General features: G+C 73.1%; 23 protein-coding genes. 17 read left to right on the forward strand and 6 right to left on the reverse strand.

Going from position 1 to position 22,806, the window contains the following annotated elements; genetic code table 11:
- The first annotated feature begins 250 nt into the window (after nt 1-250).
- From ACQEUU_RS15555 to ACQEUU_RS15570, 4 genes are all read left to right on the forward strand, one after another.
- Nucleotides 251-1,594: a helix-turn-helix domain-containing protein gene (locus ACQEUU_RS15555; RefSeq protein ID WP_433071851.1), complete on the forward strand. Its 1,344-nt coding sequence runs from the start codon at nt 251-253 to the stop codon at nt 1,592-1,594.
- A gap of 44 nt (nt 1,595-1,638) precedes the next feature.
- A complete protein-coding gene (locus tag ACQEUU_RS15560) occupies nt 1,639-2,244 on the forward strand; it encodes a copper resistance CopC family protein (protein ID WP_433066114.1) in 606 nt (201 codons plus the stop codon).
- Nucleotides 2,241-4,211, forward strand: coding sequence for a cytochrome c oxidase assembly protein (locus ACQEUU_RS15565; protein ID WP_433066117.1), 1,971 nt, complete (start codon nt 2,241-2,243; stop codon nt 4,209-4,211). Before ACQEUU_RS15560 ends, ACQEUU_RS15565 begins: the two co-directional genes overlap by 4 nt.
- A gap of 178 nt (nt 4,212-4,389) precedes the next feature.
- Nucleotides 4,390-4,779 carry a sensor histidine kinase gene (locus ACQEUU_RS15570; RefSeq protein WP_433066120.1) on the forward strand — a complete coding sequence of 130 codons (390 nt, stop codon included), beginning with the start codon at nt 4,390-4,392 and terminating at the stop codon, nt 4,777-4,779.
- Here ACQEUU_RS15570 and map read toward each other — a convergent pair.
- Nucleotides 4,766-5,614 carry a type I methionyl aminopeptidase gene (gene map / locus ACQEUU_RS15575; RefSeq protein ID WP_433066123.1) on the reverse strand — a complete coding sequence of 283 codons (849 nt, stop codon included), beginning with the start codon at nt 5,612-5,614 and terminating at the stop codon, nt 4,766-4,768. The genes ACQEUU_RS15570 and map overlap by 14 nt on opposite strands.
- 32 nt (nt 5,615-5,646) lie before the next feature.
- On the opposite strand from map, the gene ACQEUU_RS15580 reads away from it, so the two are divergent.
- On the forward strand, nt 5,647-5,823 hold the full coding sequence (locus tag ACQEUU_RS15580; RefSeq protein ID WP_433066125.1) for a hypothetical protein: 177 nt from the start codon (nt 5,647-5,649) through the stop codon (nt 5,821-5,823).
- Nucleotides 5,824-5,876: 53 nt separating this feature from the next.
- Here ACQEUU_RS15580 and ACQEUU_RS15585 read toward each other — a convergent pair whose 3' ends face one another.
- A complete protein-coding gene (locus ACQEUU_RS15585; RefSeq protein ID WP_433066127.1) occupies nt 5,877-6,146 on the reverse strand; it encodes a CBU_0592 family membrane protein in 270 nt (89 codons plus the stop codon).
- Between the two features lie 72 nt (nt 6,147-6,218).
- Between ACQEUU_RS15585 and ACQEUU_RS15590 the strand changes: the two genes are divergently transcribed.
- Nucleotides 6,219-7,190 (forward strand): LysR family transcriptional regulator, encoded by a 972-nt coding sequence (locus tag ACQEUU_RS15590; protein ID WP_433066130.1) that lies wholly within the window; start codon nt 6,219-6,221, stop codon nt 7,188-7,190.
- Nucleotides 7,191-7,207: 17 nt separating this feature from the next.
- Here ACQEUU_RS15590 and ACQEUU_RS15595 read toward each other — a convergent pair whose 3' ends face one another.
- Nucleotides 7,208-7,786: a hypothetical protein gene (locus ACQEUU_RS15595; RefSeq protein WP_433066133.1), complete on the reverse strand. Its 579-nt coding sequence runs from the start codon at nt 7,784-7,786 to the stop codon at nt 7,208-7,210.
- A gap of 165 nt (nt 7,787-7,951) precedes the next feature.
- On the opposite strand from ACQEUU_RS15595, the gene npdG reads away from it, so the two are divergent.
- The gene (gene npdG, locus ACQEUU_RS15600) at nt 7,952-8,605 is read left to right on the forward strand and encodes an NADPH-dependent F420 reductase (RefSeq protein ID WP_433066136.1); all 654 of its coding nucleotides are present in this window, start codon (nt 7,952-7,954) and stop codon (nt 8,603-8,605) included.
- A gap of 44 nt (nt 8,606-8,649) precedes the next feature.
- Nucleotides 8,650-9,357, forward strand: a complete 708-nt coding sequence (locus ACQEUU_RS15605) for a MerR family transcriptional regulator (protein WP_433066138.1) — start codon at nt 8,650-8,652, stop codon at nt 9,355-9,357.
- Nucleotides 9,358-9,544: 187 nt separating this feature from the next.
- On the opposite strand, the gene ACQEUU_RS15610 is transcribed toward ACQEUU_RS15605, so the two are convergent.
- A complete protein-coding gene (locus ACQEUU_RS15610) occupies nt 9,545-10,231 on the reverse strand; it encodes an alpha/beta hydrolase (RefSeq protein ID WP_433066141.1) in 687 nt (228 codons plus the stop codon).
- Between the two features lie 141 nt (nt 10,232-10,372).
- Entirely contained in the window at nt 10,373-11,968 is a 1,596-nt protein-coding gene (locus ACQEUU_RS15615; RefSeq protein ID WP_433066144.1) for a PLP-dependent aminotransferase family protein, read from the reverse strand.
- Between the two features lie 59 nt (nt 11,969-12,027).
- Between ACQEUU_RS15615 and ACQEUU_RS15620 the strand changes: the two genes are divergently transcribed.
- From ACQEUU_RS15620 to ACQEUU_RS15630, 3 genes are read left to right on the forward strand one after another with little or no spacing between them, the layout of a single operon-like run.
- On the forward strand, nt 12,028-13,206 hold the full coding sequence (locus tag ACQEUU_RS15620; protein ID WP_433066147.1) for a trans-sulfuration enzyme family protein: 1,179 nt from the start codon (nt 12,028-12,030) through the stop codon (nt 13,204-13,206).
- Nucleotides 13,203-13,349, forward strand: a complete 147-nt coding sequence (locus tag ACQEUU_RS15625) for an ArsR/SmtB family transcription factor (protein WP_433066150.1) — start codon at nt 13,203-13,205, stop codon at nt 13,347-13,349. The genes ACQEUU_RS15620 and ACQEUU_RS15625 overlap by 4 nt, the downstream gene beginning before the upstream one ends.
- A complete protein-coding gene (locus tag ACQEUU_RS15630; protein ID WP_433066153.1) occupies nt 13,346-14,395 on the forward strand; it encodes a pyridoxal-phosphate dependent enzyme in 1,050 nt (349 codons plus the stop codon). Before ACQEUU_RS15625 ends, ACQEUU_RS15630 begins: the two co-directional genes overlap by 4 nt.
- Nucleotides 14,396-14,445: 50 nt before the next feature.
- Here ACQEUU_RS15630 and panB read toward each other — a convergent pair whose 3' ends face one another.
- The gene (gene panB / locus ACQEUU_RS15635) at nt 14,446-15,273 is read right to left on the reverse strand and encodes a 3-methyl-2-oxobutanoate hydroxymethyltransferase (protein WP_433066156.1); all 828 of its coding nucleotides are present in this window, start codon (nt 15,271-15,273) and stop codon (nt 14,446-14,448) included.
- A gap of 190 nt (nt 15,274-15,463) precedes the next feature.
- Here panB and ACQEUU_RS15640 point away from each other — a divergent pair, with 190 nt between their 5' ends.
- The 6 genes from ACQEUU_RS15640 (at nt 15,464) to ACQEUU_RS15665 (ending at nt 22,788) form a co-directional block, all read left to right on the forward strand.
- Entirely contained in the window at nt 15,464-16,642 is a 1,179-nt protein-coding gene (locus ACQEUU_RS15640; RefSeq protein WP_433066159.1) for an MFS transporter, read from the forward strand.
- Between the two features lie 84 nt (nt 16,643-16,726).
- Nucleotides 16,727-18,289: an MFS transporter gene (locus tag ACQEUU_RS15645; RefSeq protein WP_433066161.1), complete on the forward strand. Its 1,563-nt coding sequence runs from the start codon at nt 16,727-16,729 to the stop codon at nt 18,287-18,289.
- Nucleotides 18,286-18,885 carry a TetR/AcrR family transcriptional regulator gene (locus tag ACQEUU_RS15650; protein WP_433066164.1) on the forward strand — a complete coding sequence of 200 codons (600 nt, stop codon included), beginning with the start codon at nt 18,286-18,288 and terminating at the stop codon, nt 18,883-18,885. The genes ACQEUU_RS15645 and ACQEUU_RS15650 overlap by 4 nt, the downstream gene beginning before the upstream one ends.
- Before the next feature lie 71 nt (nt 18,886-18,956).
- A complete protein-coding gene (locus ACQEUU_RS15655) occupies nt 18,957-21,053 on the forward strand; it encodes a right-handed parallel beta-helix repeat-containing protein (RefSeq protein ID WP_433066166.1) in 2,097 nt (698 codons plus the stop codon).
- Nucleotides 21,050-21,502, forward strand: a complete 453-nt coding sequence (locus ACQEUU_RS15660; protein WP_433066168.1) for a hypothetical protein — start codon at nt 21,050-21,052, stop codon at nt 21,500-21,502. The genes ACQEUU_RS15655 and ACQEUU_RS15660 overlap by 4 nt, the downstream gene beginning before the upstream one ends.
- Before the next feature lie 2 nt (nt 21,503-21,504).
- Entirely contained in the window at nt 21,505-22,788 is a 1,284-nt protein-coding gene (locus ACQEUU_RS15665) for a hypothetical protein (RefSeq protein WP_433071853.1), read from the forward strand.
- The last annotated feature ends 18 nt before the right edge of the window (nt 22,789-22,806 follow it).

The following is a 22,806-nucleotide window of genomic DNA, read 5'->3' on the forward strand; positions in this document are numbered from 1 at the left end:
GGGGGCGTGGTCCGGACAGGCCGGGTCTTCTCTCGCGAACGCATGACGGGCCCGACGGCGTCGTCCTCGTGCGGGAGGCGACGCCGGTCGGTCACCGCGTCCGATCGGTGATCATCATCAGCAGCAGGACGGGACCTCGAGTTGCATAAGCAGGGCAGACGTTTCGGCCGTCGCGGCCGTAGCATGGGTGCCAACGGCCACAAAGGCCGCGATCAAGGCTACGACTGCGGTCTTGGCGATGCGGGTGCGCATGGGGGTTCTCCTCGCCGATTCGTATTGCGGGACGCGATTATTTCAGGGAGCGGCGGCGGTGACCACATCTGACCTGGTCGGACTCCGTATCAAGACCATGAGGCGACAGCGTGGCCTGTCTCAGGCCCAGCTCGCGCACCCAGAGTTGTCGGACAGCTACGTCTCTCTGATCGAGAGTGGGAAGCGTACCCCCACGCCTGCGGTCCTGGAGCTGCTGGCACAGAAACTGGACTGTTCGCTCTCGTACCTCCTCAATGGCGTCACCGCCGAGCAAATGGAAGATATCGAACTCGCCCTCGGCTACGCGAGACTGGCTCTGGAGAACGGTGAAGTCCACGAGGCCCGCACCCGTTACGCCGAACTACTCGCTGACAGCAACCTGACAGGGCTGGCGGCGATCCGTCAAGACACCGAGTTCGGGCTCGCGCTCGCCGCGGAGGCGTGCGGTGACCTGGACGAAGCCGCCGGCATACTCAAGCGCCTCCAGGGCGAGGAGCTGGCACCCGACCGTCAGGTCGACGTCGCCGTCGCGCTGTGCCGCGTCTACCGCCACAGCGACATGCTCAGCGAGGCCATCGCGATCGGCGAGGAGTTCCTCGCCAGGTCCGACCGGCCGGCCTGGTCCGACGGGCTCGTCGAGCTCGGCGCCACCCTGCTGCAGGCCTACCTCTACAGCGGCGACCTGATGCGCGCGCGCCAGTTCTCGGCCGAGGTGCTCAACGCGGCCGACATGCTCGGCACGCTGCGCGCCACCGTGGCCGCCAACTGGAACGCCGCCGTGGTCGCCGAGAGCACGGGGCACGGCGAGGAGTCCCTGAGCTTCGCCGAGCGCGCGCTGGCCATCCAGTCGGAGAACGGCCCGTCGCGCAACAGCGCCAGGATCCGGGTCGCGGTGGCCGCCATGATGCTGCGCGTGCGGCCCGGCGCGGTCGAGGAGGCCCGCCAGATGCTGGTCCGCGCCCGCCAGGAGCTGGCGCAGACGTCCGCGGGCGCTCTGGACCGCGCCAACACCGAGGTGGAGCTGGCCCGCGCGGAGATCATCTCCGGCAACTACCACGAGGCGATCCGCCACGGGGAGGCCGGACAGGCGCTGATGCCGTCCAACGCGCGATCCCTCGAGGCCGAGGCGCATCTGCTGGTCAGCAGGGCCCACGGCGCGCTGGGGGACACCGAGCGCGCCGAGGGTTCGCTGCGCGCCGTGCGCGACTGGCTCGACCCGCTGCCCGACTCCCGCCGGGTGGCCAGCACGTGGTACGCCGCCGCCGAGACCGCCGAGTTCCTCGGCGACACGGAGGGCAGCGTCGACGCCTACCAGCGCGCGCTGGCCTGCGCGGGTCTCTGATCGGGGTACGGACCGGGCAGGGCGCTCGGTAGCCTTGAGGTGCCATGAAGAGTTCCCCGCTCGCGGCCGTCACCGCGATCCTCGCCGCGCTGCTGGTCGTCGTCACCGCCGGGCCCGCCCTGGCGCACGACGCGCTCAAGAGCAGCAACCCCGCCAAGGACGCCACGGTCAAGTCCGTGGACGAGGTCAAGCTGGAGTTCACCGGCAAGATCCGCATGCCCTTCGTGAGCGTGCGCGGTCCGGGTGACACCCAGCACCAGACCGGCGACCCGGAGGTCGACGGCGTGGTGGTCACGCAGCGGCTGAAGGGCGAGCTGCCCGACGGCGACTACACCATCGCCTTCAGGGTCGTCTCCTCCGACGGCCACCCGATCGAGGGCGAGGTGCCGTTCACCGTCAAGGGCGCGAGCCCGTCACCGAGCCCGTCACCGAGCGCGACGCCGACGCAGAGCGCGGCCCCGGCCGGGAGCGCGACGGCCCAGCCGACCGACCAGCCGGCCGCTCCCGAGCCGGCAGGGTCGCAGCCCGCGCAGGAGGTGTCGGCGGAGAGCGACTCCGCCGCCTTCCCCGTCTGGCTGCTGATCGTGGTCGGCGCGCTCGTCGGCATCGGCATCGGGTTCCTGCTGAGCGCCCGGAAGAAGAAGCCGTGACCAGGGCCGCGCGTCTCGCGCTCGCGGCGGTGGGGGCGGCGGTCGCCGCCCTCGTGATCGCCATGATCGTCGGCGGCGCGGCGTTCCCCAGGATCATCCTCGGCGTGCCGTCGTCCGGAGTCGTGACCCGATGGGGGTTGCCGATCTCCAAGCTGGCCATGGACGTCGCCGGCGTCGCCACGGTCGGCCTGCTGCTGGCCGCCGCCCTGCTGCTGCCCAGCGACAAGGGCGTGCTCGGCAGGACCGCGCAGGGCTACGTGCGCGCCGCCTCATGGGCGGGGCTCGCCTGGGCCGCGGCGGCCTTCCTCACCATGGTCTTCAGCGTCTCCGACGTGTGGGCGCGGCCGGTGCCGCAGATCCTCAACCGCAGCTTCCTGGTCGGCTACGCCACGCAGGAGAGCCCCGGCATCGCGCTCACGCTCGTGGTGCTGTTCGGGCTGTCGATCGCGCTGTTCTCGCGCGGCGTGATCACCGTCGGGGCGACGGCGGGGCTGCTGCTGCTCGCGCTGGTCACGCTGACGCCGCCGGCGCTCACCGGCCACTCCGCCTCCTCGCCCAACCACGGCCTGGCCGTCACCTCGGTCACGCTCCACCTGCTGACGCTGGCCCTGTGGGTGGGCGGGCTGGCGGTGCTCGCCCTGCACGCCGCGCTCAAGCAGCCGCAGCTCGACGTGGCCGCCGGCCGCTTCTCCCGGATGGCGGTGTGGATCTACGCCGGGGTGGGGCTGTCCGGAGTGTTCAGCGTGCTGGCGCGGCTGACGGCGCTGTCCGACCTGTGGACCTCCAGCTACGGCGTCCTCGTCGTGGCCAAGATCGTGGCGTTCGTGCTGCTCGGCTACATCGGCTGGTGGCACCGCCAGCGCACGCTCGCCGACCTCGACGCGGGCCGCCCGCGCGCGTTCACCCGGCTCGCGGGCGGCGAGCTGCTGCTCATGCTGGCGACGATCGGGCTGGCGGTGGCGCTGGCGCGCACCCCGCCCCCGCCGGTCAGCCTGCCCGCCGACCGGGCCTTCGACCTGCTCGGCTACCCGGTCCCGCCGCCGATCTCGCTGTCGAACATCCTCACGCTGTGGTGGTTCGACCTGTTCTTCGCGCTCCTGGCCGCCGTCCTGGCCGGGCTGTACGGCGCGGGCGTCGTACGCCTGCTGCGGCGGGGCGACACCTGGCCGTGGGGCCGCACCGCGTCGTGGTACGCCGGCGTGGCCATCCTGACCTTCGCCACCCAGAGCGGCGTGGCCCGCTACGCCAAGGTCATGTTCGACGTCCACATGATCGAGCACATGACGCTGGCCATGATCGTGCCGATCTTCCTGGTGCTCGGCGCCCCCATCACGCTCGCGCTGCGCGCGCTCAAGCCCGCCGCCCGGCGCGGCGACCGCGGGCCGCGCGAGTGGCTGACCGCGATCCTCCACAGCGGGTACGTGCGCGTCATCTCGCATCCGGGCATCGCCACCGCGATCTTCATCGCGTCCACCTACGCGCTCTACTTCACGCCGCTGTTCGAGGCCGCCATGGAGGAGCACCTCGGCCACCTCTTCATGATCGTCCACTTCCTCGTGAGCGGCTGCCTGTTCTTCTGGGTGGTCATCGGGGTCGACCCCGGCCCGCACCGGCTCCCGTACGTGGGCAGGCTGCTGCTGCTCTTCGTCACCATGCCGTTCCACGCGTTCTTCGGCATCGCGCTGATGATGACCGGCACGCTCATCGCGCCGGGCTGGTACGAGCAGCTCGGCCGGTCGTGGGGCGGGCCGCTGCTGCAGGAGCAGCAGAACGGCGGCGCCATCGCGTGGGGGTTCGGCGAGATCCCGACCCTCATCGTGCTGCTGGCCATCGCGGTGCAGTGGTACCGCAGCGAGGACCGCAAGGCCCGGCGCGACGACCGCTCCGCCGCCCGCTCCGGCGACCCTGAGCTCAGCTCGTACAACGACTATCTCGCCAGGCTCAACCAGCTCGACAAGCGCGAGTAGCCGATCCGGTAGGCCCTGCTATCCGCCACCGGCGCGTCGTGCGAACGCCGGGTAGCCTTTCCCGACAGGGGGGCGGCGCGAGCCTGCCGTGGGGCAGCGTTCCGCGTCTTCGACGCCGGCGGTCAGGCCGGCGTGCTCGGCCTCAGGAAGGCGTGGACCGGTGACGGAAGAGACGCGTATGCGCGGGGAGGAAAGCCTGGCCGAAGCGCTCGAAGGCCACCTGGCCGAATGGTCGCGGCGCACGGGGATCACGGTCGAGGTCTGGGCGCTGCCGGACGCCGACGTGCGGCCACCCGTCGCGAAGGGGGTGCTGGCGGTGCTCGCCGACGCGCTCGACAACGTCGAACGGCACAGCGAGGCCACGACAGTGTCCGTCGCCGTCACGGCGGGGCCCAGCGGTCTGCGGATGACGGTGAGCGACCACGGCAAGGGGGCCCGGCCGCCGCTCACCGGCCGCGGCATCGCCCGCATGCGGGCGGCGTTCGCCGGCCTCGGCGGCTCCCTGTCGGTCAGCAGCGTGCCCGGCGAGGGCACCACCGTGTCGGGGGTCGTGCCTAGGGCGAGGTGAGGATCTCGCTGCCGGTGTCGGTGACCAGGATGGTGTGCTCGAACTGCGCGGTGCGCTTGCGGTCCTTGGTCACCGCGGTCCACTTGTCGGGCCAGATCTCGTAGTCGATCGTGCCCAGCGTCAGCATCGGCTCGATCGTGAACGTCATGCCCGCCACCAGCTCCACCCGGAGCGACGGGTCGTCGTAGTGGGGCACCATCAGGCCGGAGTGGAAGGTGGTGCCGATGCCGTGACCGGTGAAGTCGCGCACCACGCCGTAGCCGAACCGCTTGGCGTACGCCTCGATCACCCGGCCGACCACGTTGAGCTGGCGGCCCGGCGCGACGGCCCTGATGGCCCGCATCATCGCCTCGCGGGTGCGCTCGACCAGCAGCCGCGACTCCTCGTCGACCTCGCCGACCAGGAAGGTGGCGTCGGTGTCGCCGTGGACGCCGCCGATGTAGGCGGTGATGTCGACGTTGACGATGTCGCCGTCGCGCAGCACGGTGTCGTCGGGGATGCCGTGGCAGATCACCTCGTTGATCGAGGTGCACAACGACTTGGGGTAGCCCTTGTAGCCGAGCGTGCTCGGGTAGGCGCCGTGGTCGAGGAGGAACTCGTGGCCGATCCGGTCGAGCTCGTCGGTGGTGACGCCGGGCCGCACGTGCCGGCCGACCTCTTCGAGCGCCTGGGCGGCCAGGCGGCCGGCGACCCGCATGCGCTCGATGATCTCCGGAGTCTTCACGTCGGGCTCGCCGGTCTTGGGGCGCTTCTTGCCGACGTACTCCGGCCGCTCGATGTGGGCGGGAACCTTTCGCATGGGCGAAATTCGGCCGGGCTGGAGCAGTGTCGTCATGAAACACGAGTCTACGGGGCAGAATCGACCTCATGACCGATGGCCAGTGGTGGTTCTGCCTCAAGCACATGCGGGTCGAGCCCGACGCGGGCTGCCCCAACAAGGACCGGATGGGCCCGTACGCGACAGAGCAGGAGGCCGCGGGCGCGCTGCAGCGCGCGGCCGATCGCAACAAGGCGTGGGACGAGGCCGACGAGCGGGACGACTAGCGGCGTGACCGCGCCGGTGCCCGCTCCGAGGCGGGCGGTCACCGGCGCGGCGCTCAGGTCGGCGACCATCGCCGGCGGGTGCGCGCGAGGCGGGCGAGCTTGACCAGGGCGACCACCCCGATGGCGGCCCAGACCAGGTTGAGGCCGGCGGACGGCCAGGCGTCGTTGTACGCGCTGTTGATCATGAGAGAGATCGAGCCGACCAGGTTGATGAGCTGATACCGGAGCCCGTCGCCGTTCAGCCGGGCAGAGGAGACCAGGGCGTAGCCGGCCAGGAGCAGGGCGGCGCCGAGCCAGCCGACGGCCTCAAGAAGCAGATCCATGCCGTCATTGTCCGGATCCGCTGGACCGGACGGTAATCGGGGCCTCCTGGGTGCCCGCGTAAGCTCGGCTCTGTGGACATCGACCCCCGGCGGTTACGCGTGCTGCGCGAGGTCCATCTGCGCGGCGGCGTCATGCGAGCGGCCGAGGCGCTGCACCTGACCCCTTCGGCGGTCTCCCAGCAGCTCGCGCACCTGGAGCGGGAGGTCGGGCTGCCGCTCCTCGACCGCTCGCAGCGCCGCATCTCGCTCACCCCCGCGGGCCGGGTGCTCGCCGGCTACGCCGAGCGCGTCGAGGAGGAGCTGGCCGAGGCCAGGCGGGAGCTGACCCGCTTCACCGAACGGCTGGCCGGGCCGGTCCGCATCGCCGCGTTCCCGACGGTGATCCAGCACGTCCTGGTGCCGGCCCTGCGCGATCTCGCCGTCCGGCACCCCAAGCTGGAGCCCGCCATCCATGAGGTGTTCGGGCCTCCGGCGCTGCAGGAGCTCCGGCTGGGGGCCGTGGACGTGCTCATCACCGAGCAGGACATGAGCCGGCCCGTGCTCGCCCAGCCGTCCCTGGTCACGCGGCCGCTGTTCGTGGACGAGTATCGCGTCGTGGTGCCGCCTGACTGGCCCGAGCCGCCCCGGCACGTCTCCGAGCTGGCGGACGTGCCCTGGGTGGCGAGCGAGCCGCACCTGGCGTGCGGGCAGGCGCTGGACCGGCTGGCCGGGCTGCACGGGTTCGAGCCGCGCAAGCTGCACGTCATCACCGACTTCGCGCCGACGCTGGCGCTGGTCGCCGCCGGGGTGGGGGTGGCGGTCGTGCCCACGCTGGCCCTGCTGGACGTACGGGAGGGCGAGGTGCTGGTCAGCGACATCCGCGACGTGGGCGCCCGCCGGATCGACGCCGTCACCCGGGTGAGCCGGACCCGGTCGGGTGAGCCGGACCCGGTGCAGGCGGTGGTCATCGCCGCCATCGAGCACGCCACGGCCGAGCTGGAGTCCTCGCTCAGCGCCCGCCTCGGCCCGCCACGGGACAAGGTCGCAGGACCCGCGCCCAGGTGACGGCGACGGCCGTCGCGCTAGTCGGTCAGGCGCGGGCCGCTCACCTTGTCGAGCAGGCGGGCCAGCCGCTCGCGCAGCCCCGGCTGCTGCGCGATCTCGCCGGCCGCGGCGCTCACCAGGTGCTGGGCGCCGTCGAAGCTGATCGGCGCGTGCTCGGGGACGGCGATCGCGTCGTGCGCCAGCCCGGCCAGCTCCGGGTCACCGCTCTCCAGGGCCAGGACGGTGGCGCCGGTGCGGCGGGCGTCGTCGACCCGCTCCAGCAGCGGGACCGGGGCCTGCTGCCCGGCCACCACGAACAGCGTCTCGCCGCGCGCCGCCCGCTCGATCCGCTCCAGCCCCACCCTCAGGTGAGCGGGGGCGCCCGGGGGCGGCGACCAGCGGACCAGGGTGGGCGCGAGCTGCGGCAGCCCCGACAGGCGGGCCTCGTCGGCGAGATGCGCGGTGAGGTGCCAGGGCTCGTCGTCGGGCGTGCCCACGAGCAACAGGCCGCCGGGAGAACGGGTGGTGCGCAGCGCCCGGCCCAGCTCGCGGGTGCGCTCCACCCACCCGGTCGCGGCGAGGACCTCACGAAGGTGCGCGACCGACCCTGCATCCATGACTCCCATCGTGCCGGACGGTCGCGTCCGCGGTGGGGGTTTCCGCCCTGGCCTGACGGTGCGGGTGTGGTGACCCTCCCGGCCGGCGCGCCTGAACGCGGTGTCCCGCCCGGTCCGGCCGGGGGCGTGTCGGGGAGCCGTACGCCTGCTGGCATGATGCGTCGTATGACTGACGTGAGCGGGCTGAGCATCGGCATTCTGGGCGGTACGGGAGACCAAGGCAAAGGGCTGGCACGGCGGTTCGCGCTGGCCGGGCTCAAGGTGCTGATCGGTTCGCGCAGCGCCGGGCGGGCGCAGGAGGCCGCCGACTCCCTCGGGGCGGGGGTCGCCGGAGCGGAGAACGCCGTGGTGGCCGCCGAGGCCGACCTGGTGATCGTGGCGGTGCCCTACGACGGGCACAAGGCGCTGCTGGAGTCGCTCGCCCCGCAGCTCGCCGGGAAGATCGTCGTCGACTGCGTCAACCCGCTCGGCTTCGACAAGAAGGGCGCCTACGCGCTGGCCGTCGAGGAGGGCAGTGCCGCCCAGCAGGCGGCGGCGGTGCTCCCCGAGAGCCGGGTGGTGGCGGCGTTCCACCACGTGTCGGCCGTCGTGCTGCTCGACCCCGCCGTGGAGAAGGTGGACCTCGACGTGCTGGTGCTGGGCGAGGACCGGGAGGCGACCGACACCGTGCAGGCGCTGGCCGGCCTGATCCCCGGGGTGCGGGGCGTCTACGGGGGCCGGTTGCGCAACGCCTTCCAGGTGGAGGCGCTGACCGCGAACATCATCTCGGTCAACCGCCGCTACAAGGCCCACGCCGGCATCCGCATCACCGACGTCTAACGGCTGCTCCCGCCGGTGCGCGGACTTTCGGAGCGGAGGCGGAGTTGACGCGCGCCGACCGGCTCCGGCCCGGCGACCTCGCCCGCGAACACGGCCTGTCCGCGCAGGCCGTGCGCAACTACGAGGACGACGGGATCCTGCCCCCGGCACCCCGCGGCGACCACGGCTATCGCCACTACACGCCGGTCCACGCCCAGGCCCTGCGCGCCTTCCTCACCCTCCGGCCGGGGTTCGGCCACCAGGGCGCCGCCGCGATCCTGCGCGCCGCCAACGCCGGAGACGAGGAGGCCGTCCTCCGCCTCGTCGAGCGGGGCCACGCCGAGATGCTCCGGGATCGGGGCACGCTGGACGAGGCGGCCGCCGCCCTGGCCGCGCTCGCCCCGCAGGACGACCGGCCGACGCGCGGGGCGCCGTCCGTCGGCGCCCTCGCTCACCAGCTCGGCATCCACCCGGCGACGCTGCGCAAGTGGGAGCGGGCCGGGATCCTGCACGCCGAACGCGACTCGGTGACCGGCTACCGCCGTTACCCGCCCGCCGCGGTCCGCGACGCGCACCTGGCCCGCCAGCTCCGTCGCGGCGGCTACCCACTGAGCCAGATCGCCGCGGCGGTCGCCAGGGTGCGGGAGGCCGGCGGGGTGGGCCCGCTGGAGGAAGCGCTGGGCGCCTGGCGGTCGAGGCTCCGCCTGCGCGGCCGGGCCATGCTCGACGGCACGGCCGAACTGTCCGCCTACCTCCGCCTGCGCGGCCTGTGACCCCGGCCGTCCCGGGGTCGCGTTGTCAGAGCCGGCCGGCGTCCTGCGTGATAAGGACGGCGTCGAGCTTGTCGCGGGCGCCCGTTCCGGCGATCACGCCGCTCAGGTGGTCGCGCACGGCCGTGGCGTTCGCGCAACCGGTGCCCCCGGCTCTTCCTGGCGCGGGCACGCGGCGGCGGTGAAGGATTCACGATCTGCGGGAGAGTTTCAGGATCGCGTCGGTGACCGCCTCGGGGTCGGTGAGGTGGTGCAGGTGGCGGCCGGGGACGCGAAGCACCGGCCAGCCGCGCTGCCGCGCCTGCTCCGCCACCGTGTCGTACGGCGGGCCGAACCACAGGCACGAGCAGCGCACCGCGTCCCACCCGGCGGGCACCGGCACCGGGTCGGTGTAGAAGCCGAGCGGCAGCCGCGGCTGCTCCGCCACCACCCGGTCACGGAGGGCCGGGTCGGGCGGGAGCATGGGCGCCACGTCCTCCTCGCTCCACCAGTCGGTCCAGCGGGGCAGCACGCCGCTCTCCCCGGCCAGCTCGCGCAGGAACGGCAGGAAGCCGTCCTGTCCGGGCTTGACCAGCCCGCGCTCCGGCGGCAGGTGGGCGTCGGCGAACACGCACGCGACCACCCGGTCGCCCAGCCCTTCCTTGACCACCGGCACGAACAGCCCGGCGTTGCTGTGGGCGGCCAGCACGATCGGCCCCTGCGCGGGCGTCGCGGCCCGCACCGCCTCCACGACGCGCGGCCAGTGGGGCGGGCCGCCCTCGGCGACTCCGGTCAGGTCGGGCACCACCGCCGGATGGCCCCGGCGCTCCAGCGCCGCGGCCACCGGCGCCCACGTGGACGGCCCCAGGCTGGGGCTGTGTACGAGCACGAACGTCATGCTCCACACCTTGCCGTACGCGGACGCCCGCCCGCCGTGATGTCAGCTCCTGGCGGATCCGCCGGGACGACGGCGGGAAGCGCTCGTCGACATCGTCAGAACCGTCACCGTCAGAAACCGTCACCCTCAGAACCGTCACCGTCAGACGACGAGGGTCGGGCGTGAGGGCGGTCGCTCGACGCCGTCGTAGGCCCGCCAGGCCGCCGCCAGCGCCCGCACCGCCGCCGACAGCTCAGTCCGGGGGAACAGGAAGTGCAGCCGCATCCGGTCCGCCAGCCCGCCGAGCGGGTCGAACGACCGGCCGGGCGGCACCGCCACGCCGTGCCGGAGCGCGACCTGGGCGTAGGAGTCGGCGTCGCCGCGCGGCAGCCGGACCCAGATCGTCTGACCGCCCCTGGCCGGCTCGAACGACCAGGACGGCAGCCGGGCGCGCAGTTCGGCGCACAGGTGGTCGTGGCGGGCGCGCAGGACCCGCAGCCGGGCGTGCTTGATCTCGTCGAGGCGGCGCAGCAGCGCGGTGGCGGCGAGCTGGCTGACCACGTCGCCGCCTAAGTCGTGCACGGCGCGGAGCCGGGCGAGCCGGGCGACCAGCGGGGCCGGCGCCCTGATCCAGCCGATGCGCAGGCCGCCCCAGACCACCTTGCTGAGCGACGCGACGGTGATCACCTGCTTGCCGGGGGTGTAGGCGGCGAGCGGGGCCGGGGTGTCGCCGTCGAAGCAGAGCTCCGCGCACACCTCGTCGTCGATCACCGGCAGGTCGTGCTCGGCGGTCAGCGCGGCCACCCTGCGGCGGGTGCGGACGTCCATGATCGTCCCAGTGGGGTTGCTCGCGGTCGGCACGGTGTAGAGCAGCGCGGCGCGTTCCCTCGCGGCCTGTACGAGATCGATCGCGGCGAGGCGGCGGCCTGAGGCGACGGGGGCGGGCGCCGCGGGCAAGAGGCTCCCGGCGTCGAAGGGCTCGCCGAGGGAGGGCTCGCCGAGGGAGGATTCGCCGAGGGAGGATTCGCCAGGGTAGGACTCGTCGGGAGATTCCTCGGGGCGGGCCAGGGGGTCCAGCACGACCGGGCGGACCGAGGCCGCGGCCTGCCGGAAGACCTCCAGCGCGCCCGGGTACGTGGGTGACTCGGTCAGCACCCGGTCGCCGGGCGACACCAGCAGCGCGGCCAGCAGGGTGAGGGCCTGCTGCGCCCCGGTCGTCACGATGATCTCCTGCGCGGTGGTCGGCAGGCCGCGCCTGCGGTAGTAGGCCGCCACCGCCTCGCACAGGTCCGGCTGGCCGGCGGGCTGGTAGCCCAGGTCGCGCATGCCTGCCAGGCGCCCGGCCGCCTCCTCGTACGCCTCCGCCAGCTCCGGCGGTGGCTCGTCGGGGGCGGCGCAGGTCAGCAGCATGGCCCCGTCGGGCGGGTGCAGGATGTGCAGCAGCAACGGGTTCGTCGTCATGCCGTCGGCGGTGCGGGGGCCGGGCAGGTCCAGCTCGGCGACCCGGGTGCCGCTGCCCTGCCGCCGCAGCACCCGCCCTTCCCGCTGGAGCAGCTCGTACGCGGCCACCACGGTCCCGCGGCCGACCGCCAGCCGTCCGGCCAGCACCCGGTCCGGTGGCAGCGGTTCGCCGGGATGCAGCACGCCGTCGTCGATGAGCGCCCGCAGCCGGGCCGCGAGCAGCAGGTAGAGCGGCCCGCGACCGGACGCCCAGCGGCCGAGCAGGTCGACGAGGTGGTCGGTATTGGCCCCATTCATGGACCAATATTGTGGGATTGGCCCTGATCTCGCACCACTTTCCCGGAGATTCTGCATACATGACCGACTATCGCCCTGAAACCCGCACGGTTCACGTTCCCCACCCCGTGATCGAAGGCAGCCGCCCGATCACCGTGCCCATCTACCAGACCTCAGGGTTCTCCTTCGACGACCCCGAGACCATGGCCGACGGCATGAGCAGGCCCGACGGCCCGTTCTCCTACGGCCGCTACGGCAACCCCACGGTCCGCTCCCTGGAGCAGGCCGTCTCCGGCCTGGAGGGCGGCGTCGCGGGCGTCGCCACCGGCTCCGGCATGGGCGCCATCAACACCGTGCTGCTCGCCCTGCTCAAGCCGGGTGACCACCTGATCGCCCAGCGGGCGCTGTACGGCGGCACCGCCGGCATGATCAACAAGCTGGTCTCCCGGTACGGAGTGGAGGTCAGCTACGTCCCCGAGCACGACCCCGCGGCGCTGCGGGCCGCCGTCCGGCCCGAGACGAAGCTCGTCTACCTGGAGACCATCGCCAATCCGATGGGCCAGGTCGCCGACCTGCCCGCGATGTGCGGGGTGGCCCGCGAACTCGGCGTGATCAGCGTGGTCGACAACACCTTCGCCACGCCCCTGCTGTGCCGCCCGATCGAGCACGGCGCGGACATCGTGGTCCACTCCACCACGAAGTACCTGTCCGGGCACACGGACGTGGTCGGCGGCATGGCGGTCTTCGCCGACGACGCGCTCCACCGCGAGGTCTGGCGCTTCTCGAACGAGCTGGGGCCCACCCCCGACCCGTTCGCCGCCTGGCTCAGCCTGCGCGGGATGCAGACGCTGGCGCTGCGCATGGAACGCCACTGCGCCAACACCCGGCTGCTCGCCACCCGCCTGGCGGAGCATCCGTCGGTGACCGCCGTGCACTGGCCGGGGCTGCCCTCGCACCCGTCGTACGAGGTGGCGGGCAAGCTGCTGCCCGACTTCGGCGGCGTCTTCGCCTTCGACCTGGCGGGCGGGCGCGCGGCGGGGGAGAGCTTCATGCGGTCGGTACGGCTCGCGCTGGTCGCGCCCTCGCTGGGCGGCGTCGAGACGCTCATCCTGCACCCGGCCACCACCTCGCACCGCTCGCTCGGCGCCGACGAGCTGGCCAGGCACGGCATCGGCGAGGGTACGGTACGGGTGGCCGTGGGCATCGAGCACGCCGAGGATCTCTGGGCGGACTTCGAGCAGGCGTTGAGTCAGGGGTGACGCAGCCCAGCGCCACCAGCCATCTCAAGATCCTGGAGCGCGCCGGCCTGATCCGGAGCAAGCGGATCAGGCAGTGGGTGTTCTACCGGCGCGACGAGGATCGGATAGCACGGCTCAAACGGATGATCGAGGGGGAGCTGTGACGGTGACGTACGCGGACGTGGTGGCGGCGGCCGGCCGGATCGGGGCGTACGTGCTGCGCACCCCGGTCCTGGAGGTCGCGCCGGGGCTCGTGCTCAAGCTGGAGCTGCTGCAGCACTCCGGGTCGTTCAAGGTGCGCGGGGCGTTCAACCGGATGCTGGCGGCGGACGCGATCCCGGCCCCCGGGGTGATCGCGGCCAGTGGCGGCAACCACGGGCTGGCGGTCGCGTACGCGGCGCGGGCACTGGGGGCGCGGGCGGAGATCTTCGTGCCCGAGGTGACCAGCCCGGTCAAGGTGGCCGGGCTACGGGCGCTCGGCGCCCGGATCAACCAGGGGGGCGCCATCTACGCCGAGGCGGCGGAGGCGGCGGCCAAGCGCGCCGCCGAGACGGGCGCCCTGACGGTGCACGCCTACGACCAGGCCGAGGTGGTGGCCGGGCAGGGCACCACCGGGCTGGAGCTGATGGCGCAGACGGGCGGGGTCGACACGATCCTGGTCGCCGTCGGCGGCGGCGGCTTCGCCGCGGGCGTAGCCCTCGGCGCCGGCTCCGTCCCGCCGCCGTCCGGTTCCGGTGCTGAGGCTGCCCGGCGAGCCGAGTCTTCGTCCGGTTCCGGTGCCGAGGCTGCCGGGGGAGCCGCGTCGCGTTCCGGGGCCGGTGCGGTGTCCGAGCGCGGGGGCGGGGGGCCGCGGATCGTCGCCGTGGAGCCGGAGCGGATCCCGACCTTCCATGAGGCGCGCAAGGCGGGCGGGCCGGTGGCCGTGGAGGTGGGCGGGGTGGCGGCCGACTCCCTGGGCGCCACCGCCCTCGGCGAGCTCGCCTACGGGATCCTCTCGGCGGCCGGTGCGGACAGCGTGCTGGTCACCGAGGAGGCGATCGTGGCCGCCAGGCGGACCCTCTGGGACAGGCACCGCCTGGTCGCGGAGCACGGCGGCGCGACCGCGTACGCCGCGCTGCTGTCGGGCGCCTACACCCCCGCGCCCGGCGAGCGGGTCGCGGTGCTGGTGTGCGGCTCCAACACCGACCCGGCCACCCTCGCCCCCGAATGACCGCCCGGAGAACCGTCCGGATGGCTGAATGGGCGGGGGCGGGGGTCCGGTCAGGTGTAGGCGTGCTCGGGGCCGGGGAAGGAGCCGCTGACCACGTCGTCGGCGAAGGCGCGCGCGGCCCGGTCGAGGTCGGCGCCCAGGTCCGCGTAGCGCTTGACGAAGCGGGCCGGGCGGGGCGTCAGCCCCATCATGTCCTGCCAGACGAGGACCTGGGCGTCGGTGGCCGGGCCCGCGCCGATGCCGATGGTGGGGATGTCCAGCGAGGCCGTGACCCGTTCGGCCAGGTCGGCGGGGACGCATTCGAGCACGACCGAGAACGCGCCGGCCCGCTGCAGGTCCTTGGCGTCGGCCATCAGCTCGTCGCCCGCCGCCCCGCGCCCCTGGACGCGGTAGCCGCCGAACACGTTGACCGACTGCGGGGTCAGTCCGAGGTGCGCCATGACCGGCACGCCCGCCGAGACGAGCGCCTCGACCTGGGGCGCGATCCGGCGCCCGCCCTCCAGCTTGACCGCGTGCGCGCCGGCCTCCTTCATGAACCGGGCGGCCGACTCCAGCGCCTGCCCGGGTGAGGTCTGGTACGAGCCGAACGGCAGGTCGGCGACCACGAGCGCGCGCGACGAGCCGCGCACCACGGCCGCGGTCAGCGGCAGCAGGTCGTCGACGGTGACCGGCAGCGTGGAGTCGTAGCCGTACACGACCATGGCGGCGGAGTCGCCCACCAGCAGGACGGGGATGCCCGCCGCGTCGAACACCCGGGCCGTCATCGCGTCGTAGGCGGTGACCATGGGCCACCGCTCCCCGCGCTGTTTGGCCGCGGCGAGGTCGCGCACGGTGACGCGGCGGCCGGACGCGCCGCCGTACAGGGTGGTTGAAGACATGAGGTCGACCTCCGAAAGCGTCTCGAGGCGCCCCGGTGGCGTCCCCGGACTCACTCCCGATGATGCCAGGCGGTGGCCGTGCGGCGAAAACCTGTCGCGGAACTGTCGGTGCGGGCTGGAACAATGGTCCAGGAGGTCAGCAATAAAGATGGTTATCGATCCTTACCGGCGTCTGTTCCGGTTGCCTGGCGTGGGTGTGCTCCTGACCGTGGGCCTGGCCGCGCGGGTGCCCATGACGGCCATGGGCATGTCCCTCACGTTGCACGTCGTGGAGACACTCGAGCTGGGCTATACCGCGGCCGGGGCGGTGACGGCGGCGAGCACCATCGGCATGGCGGCGGGCTCTCCGCTGGCCGGCCGGTTCGTCGACCGTTACGGTCTGCGCCCGGTCCTGTTGGTCACGACGGTCGCGCAGGCGGCGTTCTGGTCGTGCGCCTGGGCGCTGCCCTATCCGGTGCTGATCGTCGCGGCGGCGGTGGCCGGGCTGCTCGCGCTGCCCGTGTTCGGGGTGATCCGCCAGTGCCTGGCCGCCATGGTGCCGCTGGAGCAGCGCCGCACGGCGTTCTCGTTCGACTCGATGTTCGTCGAGGTGTCCTACATGACCGGGCCCGCCCTGGCGGTCTTCGGCATCACCGCGTTCGGCAGCGGGGCGACGATGGCCGCCATCGCGATCGGCACCACCGGCGCCGGGGTCGGGCTCCTGCTGCTCAACCCGCCGACCCGGTCGGCGGCCGAGCTGGAGGAGCGGGAGGTCAAGGTCCCCAGGCGGGTCTGGGTCACGCCCCGGCTGGTGGCGCTGCTCGGCACCGCCGCGGCCGCCACGTTCGTGCTCACCGCGACCGAGCTGGCCGTGGTCGGCACGATGGACGACAGCGGCCACACCGGGTGGATCGGCCTGGCCGTCGGCATCTGGTGCCTCTACTCGCTGATGGGCGGGTTCCTCTACGGGATGCTCTCGCGCGGGTTCTCGCCGCTCGTGCTCATCGGCCTCATGGGGCTGCTCACCGTGCCGGTGGCGCTGGTCTCCGGCGGCTGGTGGTGGCTGGTGCTGGCGCTGCTGCCCGCCGGGCTGCTCTGCGCGCCCGCGCTGACGTCCACCGTCGAGACGCTCACCCGCTGGGTGCCCGCGGGCGCGCGGGGCGAGGCGATGGGCCTGCACGGCACCGCGCTGATGATCGGCGGCGCGGCGTCGGCGCCCGTCGCGGGCAAGGTCATCGACCTCTACGGCGCGCCGTGGGCGTTCGCGGTCGCCGGGCTGATGGGTGTGGCGATGGTGCTGGTGGCGCTGCCGTTCTGGCGCCGCGGCACGAAGCCCGCGCCCGGCGTCGCCGACGTCGTGAAGGTTCCGGAGGAGTCCGCCGCCATCTGATACGAAACGATACCGTTGCGTATCGGAATCTTGTGGGGTACCGTCGCGATGCGCAACGTAGCCGTGTCGAAATCAGGTGTGCTCATGGACGAGAACGCAGGGCATCCACGCCGGTGGGCGATCCTCGGCGTGCTGGTGTTCAGCCTGCTGGCGGTCGTGCTCGACAACACGATCCTGAACGTGGCGATGAAGACCATCGCCGACCCGGTGGCCGGGCTCGGCGCCACCCAGAGCGAGCTGGAATGGGCGATCAACTCCTACACGCTCGTCTTCGCCGGCCTGCTGTTCACCTTCGGCGTGATCGGCGACCGCACCGGCCGCAAGCGCATGCTGTTCGTCGGCATGGTGCTGTTCGGCCTGTCGTCGCTGGTCAGCGCCTATGCCCAGGACCCGACGCAGCTGATCCTGGCGCGGGCGGCGATGGGCATCGGCGGTGCGGCGATCATGCCGGCCACACTGGCGATCATCTCCAACGTCTTCCCGCCACGGGAGCGCGGGAAGGCGATCGGTGTGTGGGCGGCCGGGGTCGGGCTGGCCGTCGCCATCGGGCCCATCACCGGCGGGCTGCTCCTGGAGCGCTTCTGGTGGGGCTCGGTCTTCCTGATCAACGTGCCGATCGTGCTCATCAGCATGGCGCTGATCGGCCCGATCGTGCCCGAGTCGCGTGACCCCAAGCCGTCGCGGCTCGACCCGGTGGGCGTGCTGCTCTCGATCGTCGGCCTGGTCGCCGTCGTCTACGGCATCATCCGCGGCGGCGAGCTGGCCACCGTGGCCACGGCCGAGGTGCTCGTGCCGGTGCTGGCCGGCGTCGCGGTGCTGGGGGCGTTCGTCTGGTGGGAGCGGCGCATCGACCACCCGGCCTTCGACGTCCGCCACTTCCGCGACGTCCGGTTCAGCTCGGCCATCGCCACGATCGGCATCGTCTTCTTCGCGATGATGGGCGGGATGTTCTTCCTCACCTTCTACCTGCAGGTGGCGCTGGGGTTCAGCCCGGTGCAGGCGGGGGCGCTCATGCTGCCGTTCGCGGTGGCTCAGCTCATCTTCGCGCCGCTCAGCCAGCGGGTGAACGAGAAGGTCGGGGCCAAGGTGTCGGCCACCGTGAGCCTTCTGGTGCTGACGGCGATCCTGATCTGCTACACGTTCTTCGACCTGCACACCCCGGTCCCGGTGCTGCTGGCCGTGTTCTTCGTGCAGGGCGTCGCGATGGCCAACATCATGCCGCCCGCCACGACGGCCATCATGGAGGCGCTGCCGCGCGAGAAGGCCGGGGTCGGCTCGGCCATGAGCAACACCGTCCGCCAGGTCGCCGGCGCGCTCGGCGTGGCCGTGCTGGGCTCGGTGCTGTCGTCCAGCTACCGAGGCGAGATCGCGCCCGCCCTGGAGGGCCTGCCCGCGGACGTGCGGCACGCGGGCGGCGAGTCCATCATGGCGACGGCCGAGGTGGCGAGCCGGCTCGGCGAGCGCGGCGCGTCCCTGATGGCCCAGGCCGGCGAGGCGTTCGTGCACGGCATGCACGTCACCTCCCTGGCCTCGGCGGTGATCGCCCTGATCGGGGCCGCGGTGGTGGCCCGCTGGATGCCGGGCAAGCCGCGCCCCGTCCGGCAGGCCGATCAGCACGAACCGGCCGGTAGCCTTGGGCCGACATGACGACCGAGCACCAGTCCCGGGCGGGCCGCCCGCGCAGCGAGAGAGCCGAGAAGGCGATCATCACGGCCACCCTCGACCTGATCGCCGACGGCATGGGGGTCGCCGAGCTGTCCATGGAGGCGATCGCGGCCCGCGCGGGCGTGGGCAAGACCACGATCTACCGGCGCTGGGCCAACAAGGAGGACCTGGTCGTCGACGCGCTGGCGACCATCCGCCATCCGCTCCCGGCGCTGGCGGGCGAGTCGGTGCGCGACGACCTGGTCGCCCTGCTCGACCTCGCGCGCCGGGAGGCCGGTCACCGCCGGGCCCGCTGCGTGATGAACGTGGCGCTGAGCGAGACCGACCGCTCCAAGCGCGTCAGCGAGCGCTTCTACAAGCTGGCGCTGGAGCCGCGGCGGGTGGCCATGAGGGAGGTGCTCAGCCGCGGCGTCGCCAACGGCGAGCTCCGCCCCGATCTGGACATCGAACTGGGCATGGCGCTGCTGACGGGCGCCATGATCTTCTTCAGCAAGTGGGGCCCGGAGGGCGACCTCCCGGAAGACCTGGCCGAACGCGTCGTCGACCACGCCCTGGCGGGTTTCACCCCGCGCGCCTGAGCCCGCCCGCGACCGCCGCGGCTCTAGGGCAGCCCTAGGCAGAAGGTGAGCGTTGCTCTAGTCTCGCGATCATGCGTCCCTTACGCCGGATCGCCGTGCTCGTGCTGCTCGCCCTGGCCCTGCTGGCGCCCGCCGGCGCGGCGCTGGCACACGAGGAACGGCCGGTCACGTTCCCCGACGGATCCGGCAGCGTCCCCACGCTGCGCACCGACGAGCCCGACCTGCTGGTGTGCAAGACCGACAGGGCCGACTTCGAACGGCGCGTCTCCGGCTTCCCCGCCGAGCTGAGGGAACGCAACCTTCGCCTCTTCGCCGCCTGCCAGAAGGACGGGTTCAGGCACCTCCAGGAGGCGGTCGACCGGGTCGACAAGCCCGGCATGACGATCGCGATGCTGCCCGGCCTCTACCGCGAGGAACCGAGCCTGGCCCCGCCCACCGCCGCCTGCGACCGGCTCCCCGCCCGCTGGTCCGACTGGGGCTACCAGATCCTCAGCTTCGAGCAGCAGGTCCAGTGCCCGCACAACCAGAACCTCGTCGCCATCCTCGGCAAGAAGGACCTGCAGATCGAGGGCACCGGCGCCGGACCGCTCGACGTGATCGTCGACGCCGAGTACCGCAAGCTGAACGCCATCAGGGCCGACCGCGCCGACGGCGTCTACTTCGTCAACCTCACCGCCCAGCGCACCACCTTCAACTCCCTGTACGTGCTCGAGACCGACGGATTCGTCATCGACCGCGTACTCACCCGCTGGAACGACGAGTACGGCTTCCTCACCTTCGCCAGCGACCACGGCCTCTACACCGACTGCGAGTCGTACGGCAACGGCGACGGCGGCCTCTACCCCGGCAGCGCCTCCGACATCAACACCGGCCGCGGCCACGACGTGCCCCGCTACTCCATCGAGATCCGCCGCTGCAAGAGCCACGACAACGCTCTGGGCTACTCCGGCACCGCGGGCGACTCCGTGTGGGCGCACGACAACGAGTTCTACGACAACATGGTCGGCGCCACGATGGACAGCCTCTGGCCCGACCACCCCGGCCTGCCGCAGAACCACGCCCTGTTCGAGAACAACAAGATCTACGACAACAACCGCGACTACTACCGGTACACCCGCGACGGCACCTGCTCCCGGCCGCCCGCGGAACGCGGCTACGAGCAGGGCGTCGTCTGCCCCCAGGTCGGCGTCCCGCCCGGCACCGGCGTCATCGTGGCCGGCGGCAACCACAACGTGTTCAGGGACAACCACCTGTGGAACCACCGCCACGCCGCCTTCCAGCTCTTCGGCGTGCCCGCCTTCATCCGGGGCGAAGGCGAGCTGGCCAAGCAGGCCGACACCTCCAACGACAACCGCTTCGAGGGCAACGTGCTCGGCGTCAGCCCCACCGGCGAGCACCGGCCCAACGGCATGGACGTCTGGTGGGACGGGCAGGGCGCCGGCAACTGCTGGCAGAGCGACGTCGCCGCGACCTCGCCCGCGGCGCTGCCCCGCTGCGGCGCCCGCGCGCCTGAGCTGTCGGGCGGCTCCAGCCGCCTGCTGGCCGAACCCGTCAAGGTCGCCAAGCTGTTCCTGTGCTCCGACTTCAACGCCGCCCAGGCCCGCCTGCCGGCGGGCTGCGACTGGTTCGGCGCCTCCGGCATCGGCCGGGTGGAGGCCCAGCTCGCCCTGGGCGGCTCGCTCGTCCTGGGGCTGGTCGCGGTCCTGTTCTGGGTACGGGCCCAGCGCTCGGCCCGGCGACGGCGCGGCGGCCCGGCGGGGAACGGGGTGCCCCAGGCCGCGCGCGAGCCGGGGGAGCGGCGGCTGCGCCTGATCGCCGCCGGGTCGGTCGTGGGGCTGGCCGGGCTGGCGCTGGACGTGGCGGCGGCCGCCATGGACGAGCCGTACCTGACCGGGGTGGCGCTGCTGCTCATGGCCGGCTGGTGGCTCTGCCTGGGCGCGGCGCTGCGGCCGGGGGCGTTCGCCTGGTTCACGATCGTGCTCGGCGCGCTGGCCGTGGCGGACGCCTACGACCGCATGATCGGGCTCATCCCGCTCATCCCGCTCGGTCCCGGCTGGATACGAGGGCTGCTGACGGGCGTGTGGGTGCTCTGGGCCGTGGTCCGCCTCGCCCCGCGCCGCACCCGTACGCCGGAGAAGGCCGCCGACGAGGCGGAGGTCCCCGCGTGACCGGACGCGGCGGCACGGTGCCGGCCGCGGTGCCGGCCGCGGTGCCGGCCGCGGTGCCGGCCGCGGTGCCGGCTCTCGTGCCGGCTCTTCTGGCGGCTCTTGTGGTGACGGGGTGCGGCACGTTGTCGGACACCCACCACCGGCCGGGCAACAGCCACCAGGTCGCCACGGCGGCCCCCGTGCCGGGGGAGGCCCACGCGGACATCGCCATCGAGGCGGGCCGGGTCCGGCCGCCGTCCGGGTGGCTGGAGGTCGCCCGCGGCCGGACCGTCAGCATCACCGTAACCAGCGACGTCGCCGACGAACTGCACGTCCACGGCTACGACGTCACGGCGGCCCTGCGGCCCGGCGAACCGGCCACGGTGCGGTTCGTGGCGGACACGACCGGGGTGTTCGAGGTGGAGACGCACGAGAGCGGCCTGGTCCTCGTCCAGGTGGCGGTCCGGTGACCATGCTCCGCCCCGCACACGTGACGGCGGCGTCCGACGCGACCGCGCCCTGGACGGCGGTGCGGGAGGTCGGGGCGCTGTTCGCGCACGGCATCGGCGACCGGGCCGACCTGCCGATCCCGCTCTTCTACGCCTACGCCGGGGCGCTCGCCGCCCTCGTCGTCTCCTTCCTGGCGCTCGGCCTGCTCTGGGCCGACTCCCGATTCCGCGGCGACCACGCCGGCCTGCCCCTGTCCCTGCGCCTGCCCGCCCGCCCGCTGCGCGTGCTGACGCTGCTCGCCGCCGCCTACACCGTCGGCTGGCTGCTGTTCGGCCCCGAATCCCCGAACGCCGGCGCGTACCTGATCTACGTGCTCTTCTGGGTCGGCCTGATCCCCGCGTCGCTGCTGTTCGGCCCGGTGTGGCGGCTGCTGAACCCGTTCCGCCTGCTGCCCGACCGGCCCCGCCGCCCGCTGCCGCCGCGCCTGGGCTACTGGCCCGCAGCGTTCGGGCTGCTCGCCTTCACCTGGATGGAGCTCGTCGCCCCCGAGCCCGCCGCGCCGGCCACCCTCCTCTCCTTCCTCGCCCTGTACGCGGCCGCGCAGACGGCGGGAACCCTGACGTACGGTCACGCCTGGCTGGAACGCGGCGACCCGTTCGAGGTGTACTCGACCCTGGCCGGCCAGCTCGCCCCTCTCGGCCGCCGCGCCGACGGCACCCTCGTGCTCCGCGGCCCGTTCGACGGCCTGGACGCCATCCGGCCGGCCCCTGGCCTGGTCGCCACCGTGTGCGTGCTGCTCGGCAGCACCGGCTACGACGGCTTCTCCACCAGCCCCGCCTGGGTGGACGCCCTCCAGTCGGGCCCGCTCGGCCGCACCGGCCTCGGCACCGCCGGCCTGCTCGCCGCCGTCGCCGCCGTCGCCCTCCTGTACGGGAGCTGCCTGTGGCTGGCCGGCCGGATCGGCGGCGCCCGCGGCCTGGCCCCGCGCTTCGCCCACTCCCTGGTGCCGATCGCCATCGGCTACCTGATCGCGCACTACTTCTCGCTGCTGGTCATCGAGGGCCAGCGCGCGATCATCCTCTCTCTCGGGCTCGACGCGGAGGTCGACAGGGAACTGGTGTCGGCCCCGGTGATCGCGACCGTGCAGGTGCTGGCGATCGTCGCCGGTCACGTGGCGGGCGTGGTGGCGGCGCACGACCGCTCGGTCCGGCTGCTCCCGCCGGCCAGGGCGGTCGCGGGCCAGATCCCGCTGTTCGTCCTCATGCTCTGCTACACCCTCGGCGGCCTCACCCTCCTGCTGGCCTGACGGCGTGCACGGTGACGC

The sequence above is a fragment of the Nonomuraea sp. CA-218870 genome, from assembly GCF_050936535.1.
Lineage (GTDB): Bacteria > Actinomycetota > Actinomycetes > Streptosporangiales > Streptosporangiaceae > Nonomuraea > Nonomuraea corallina.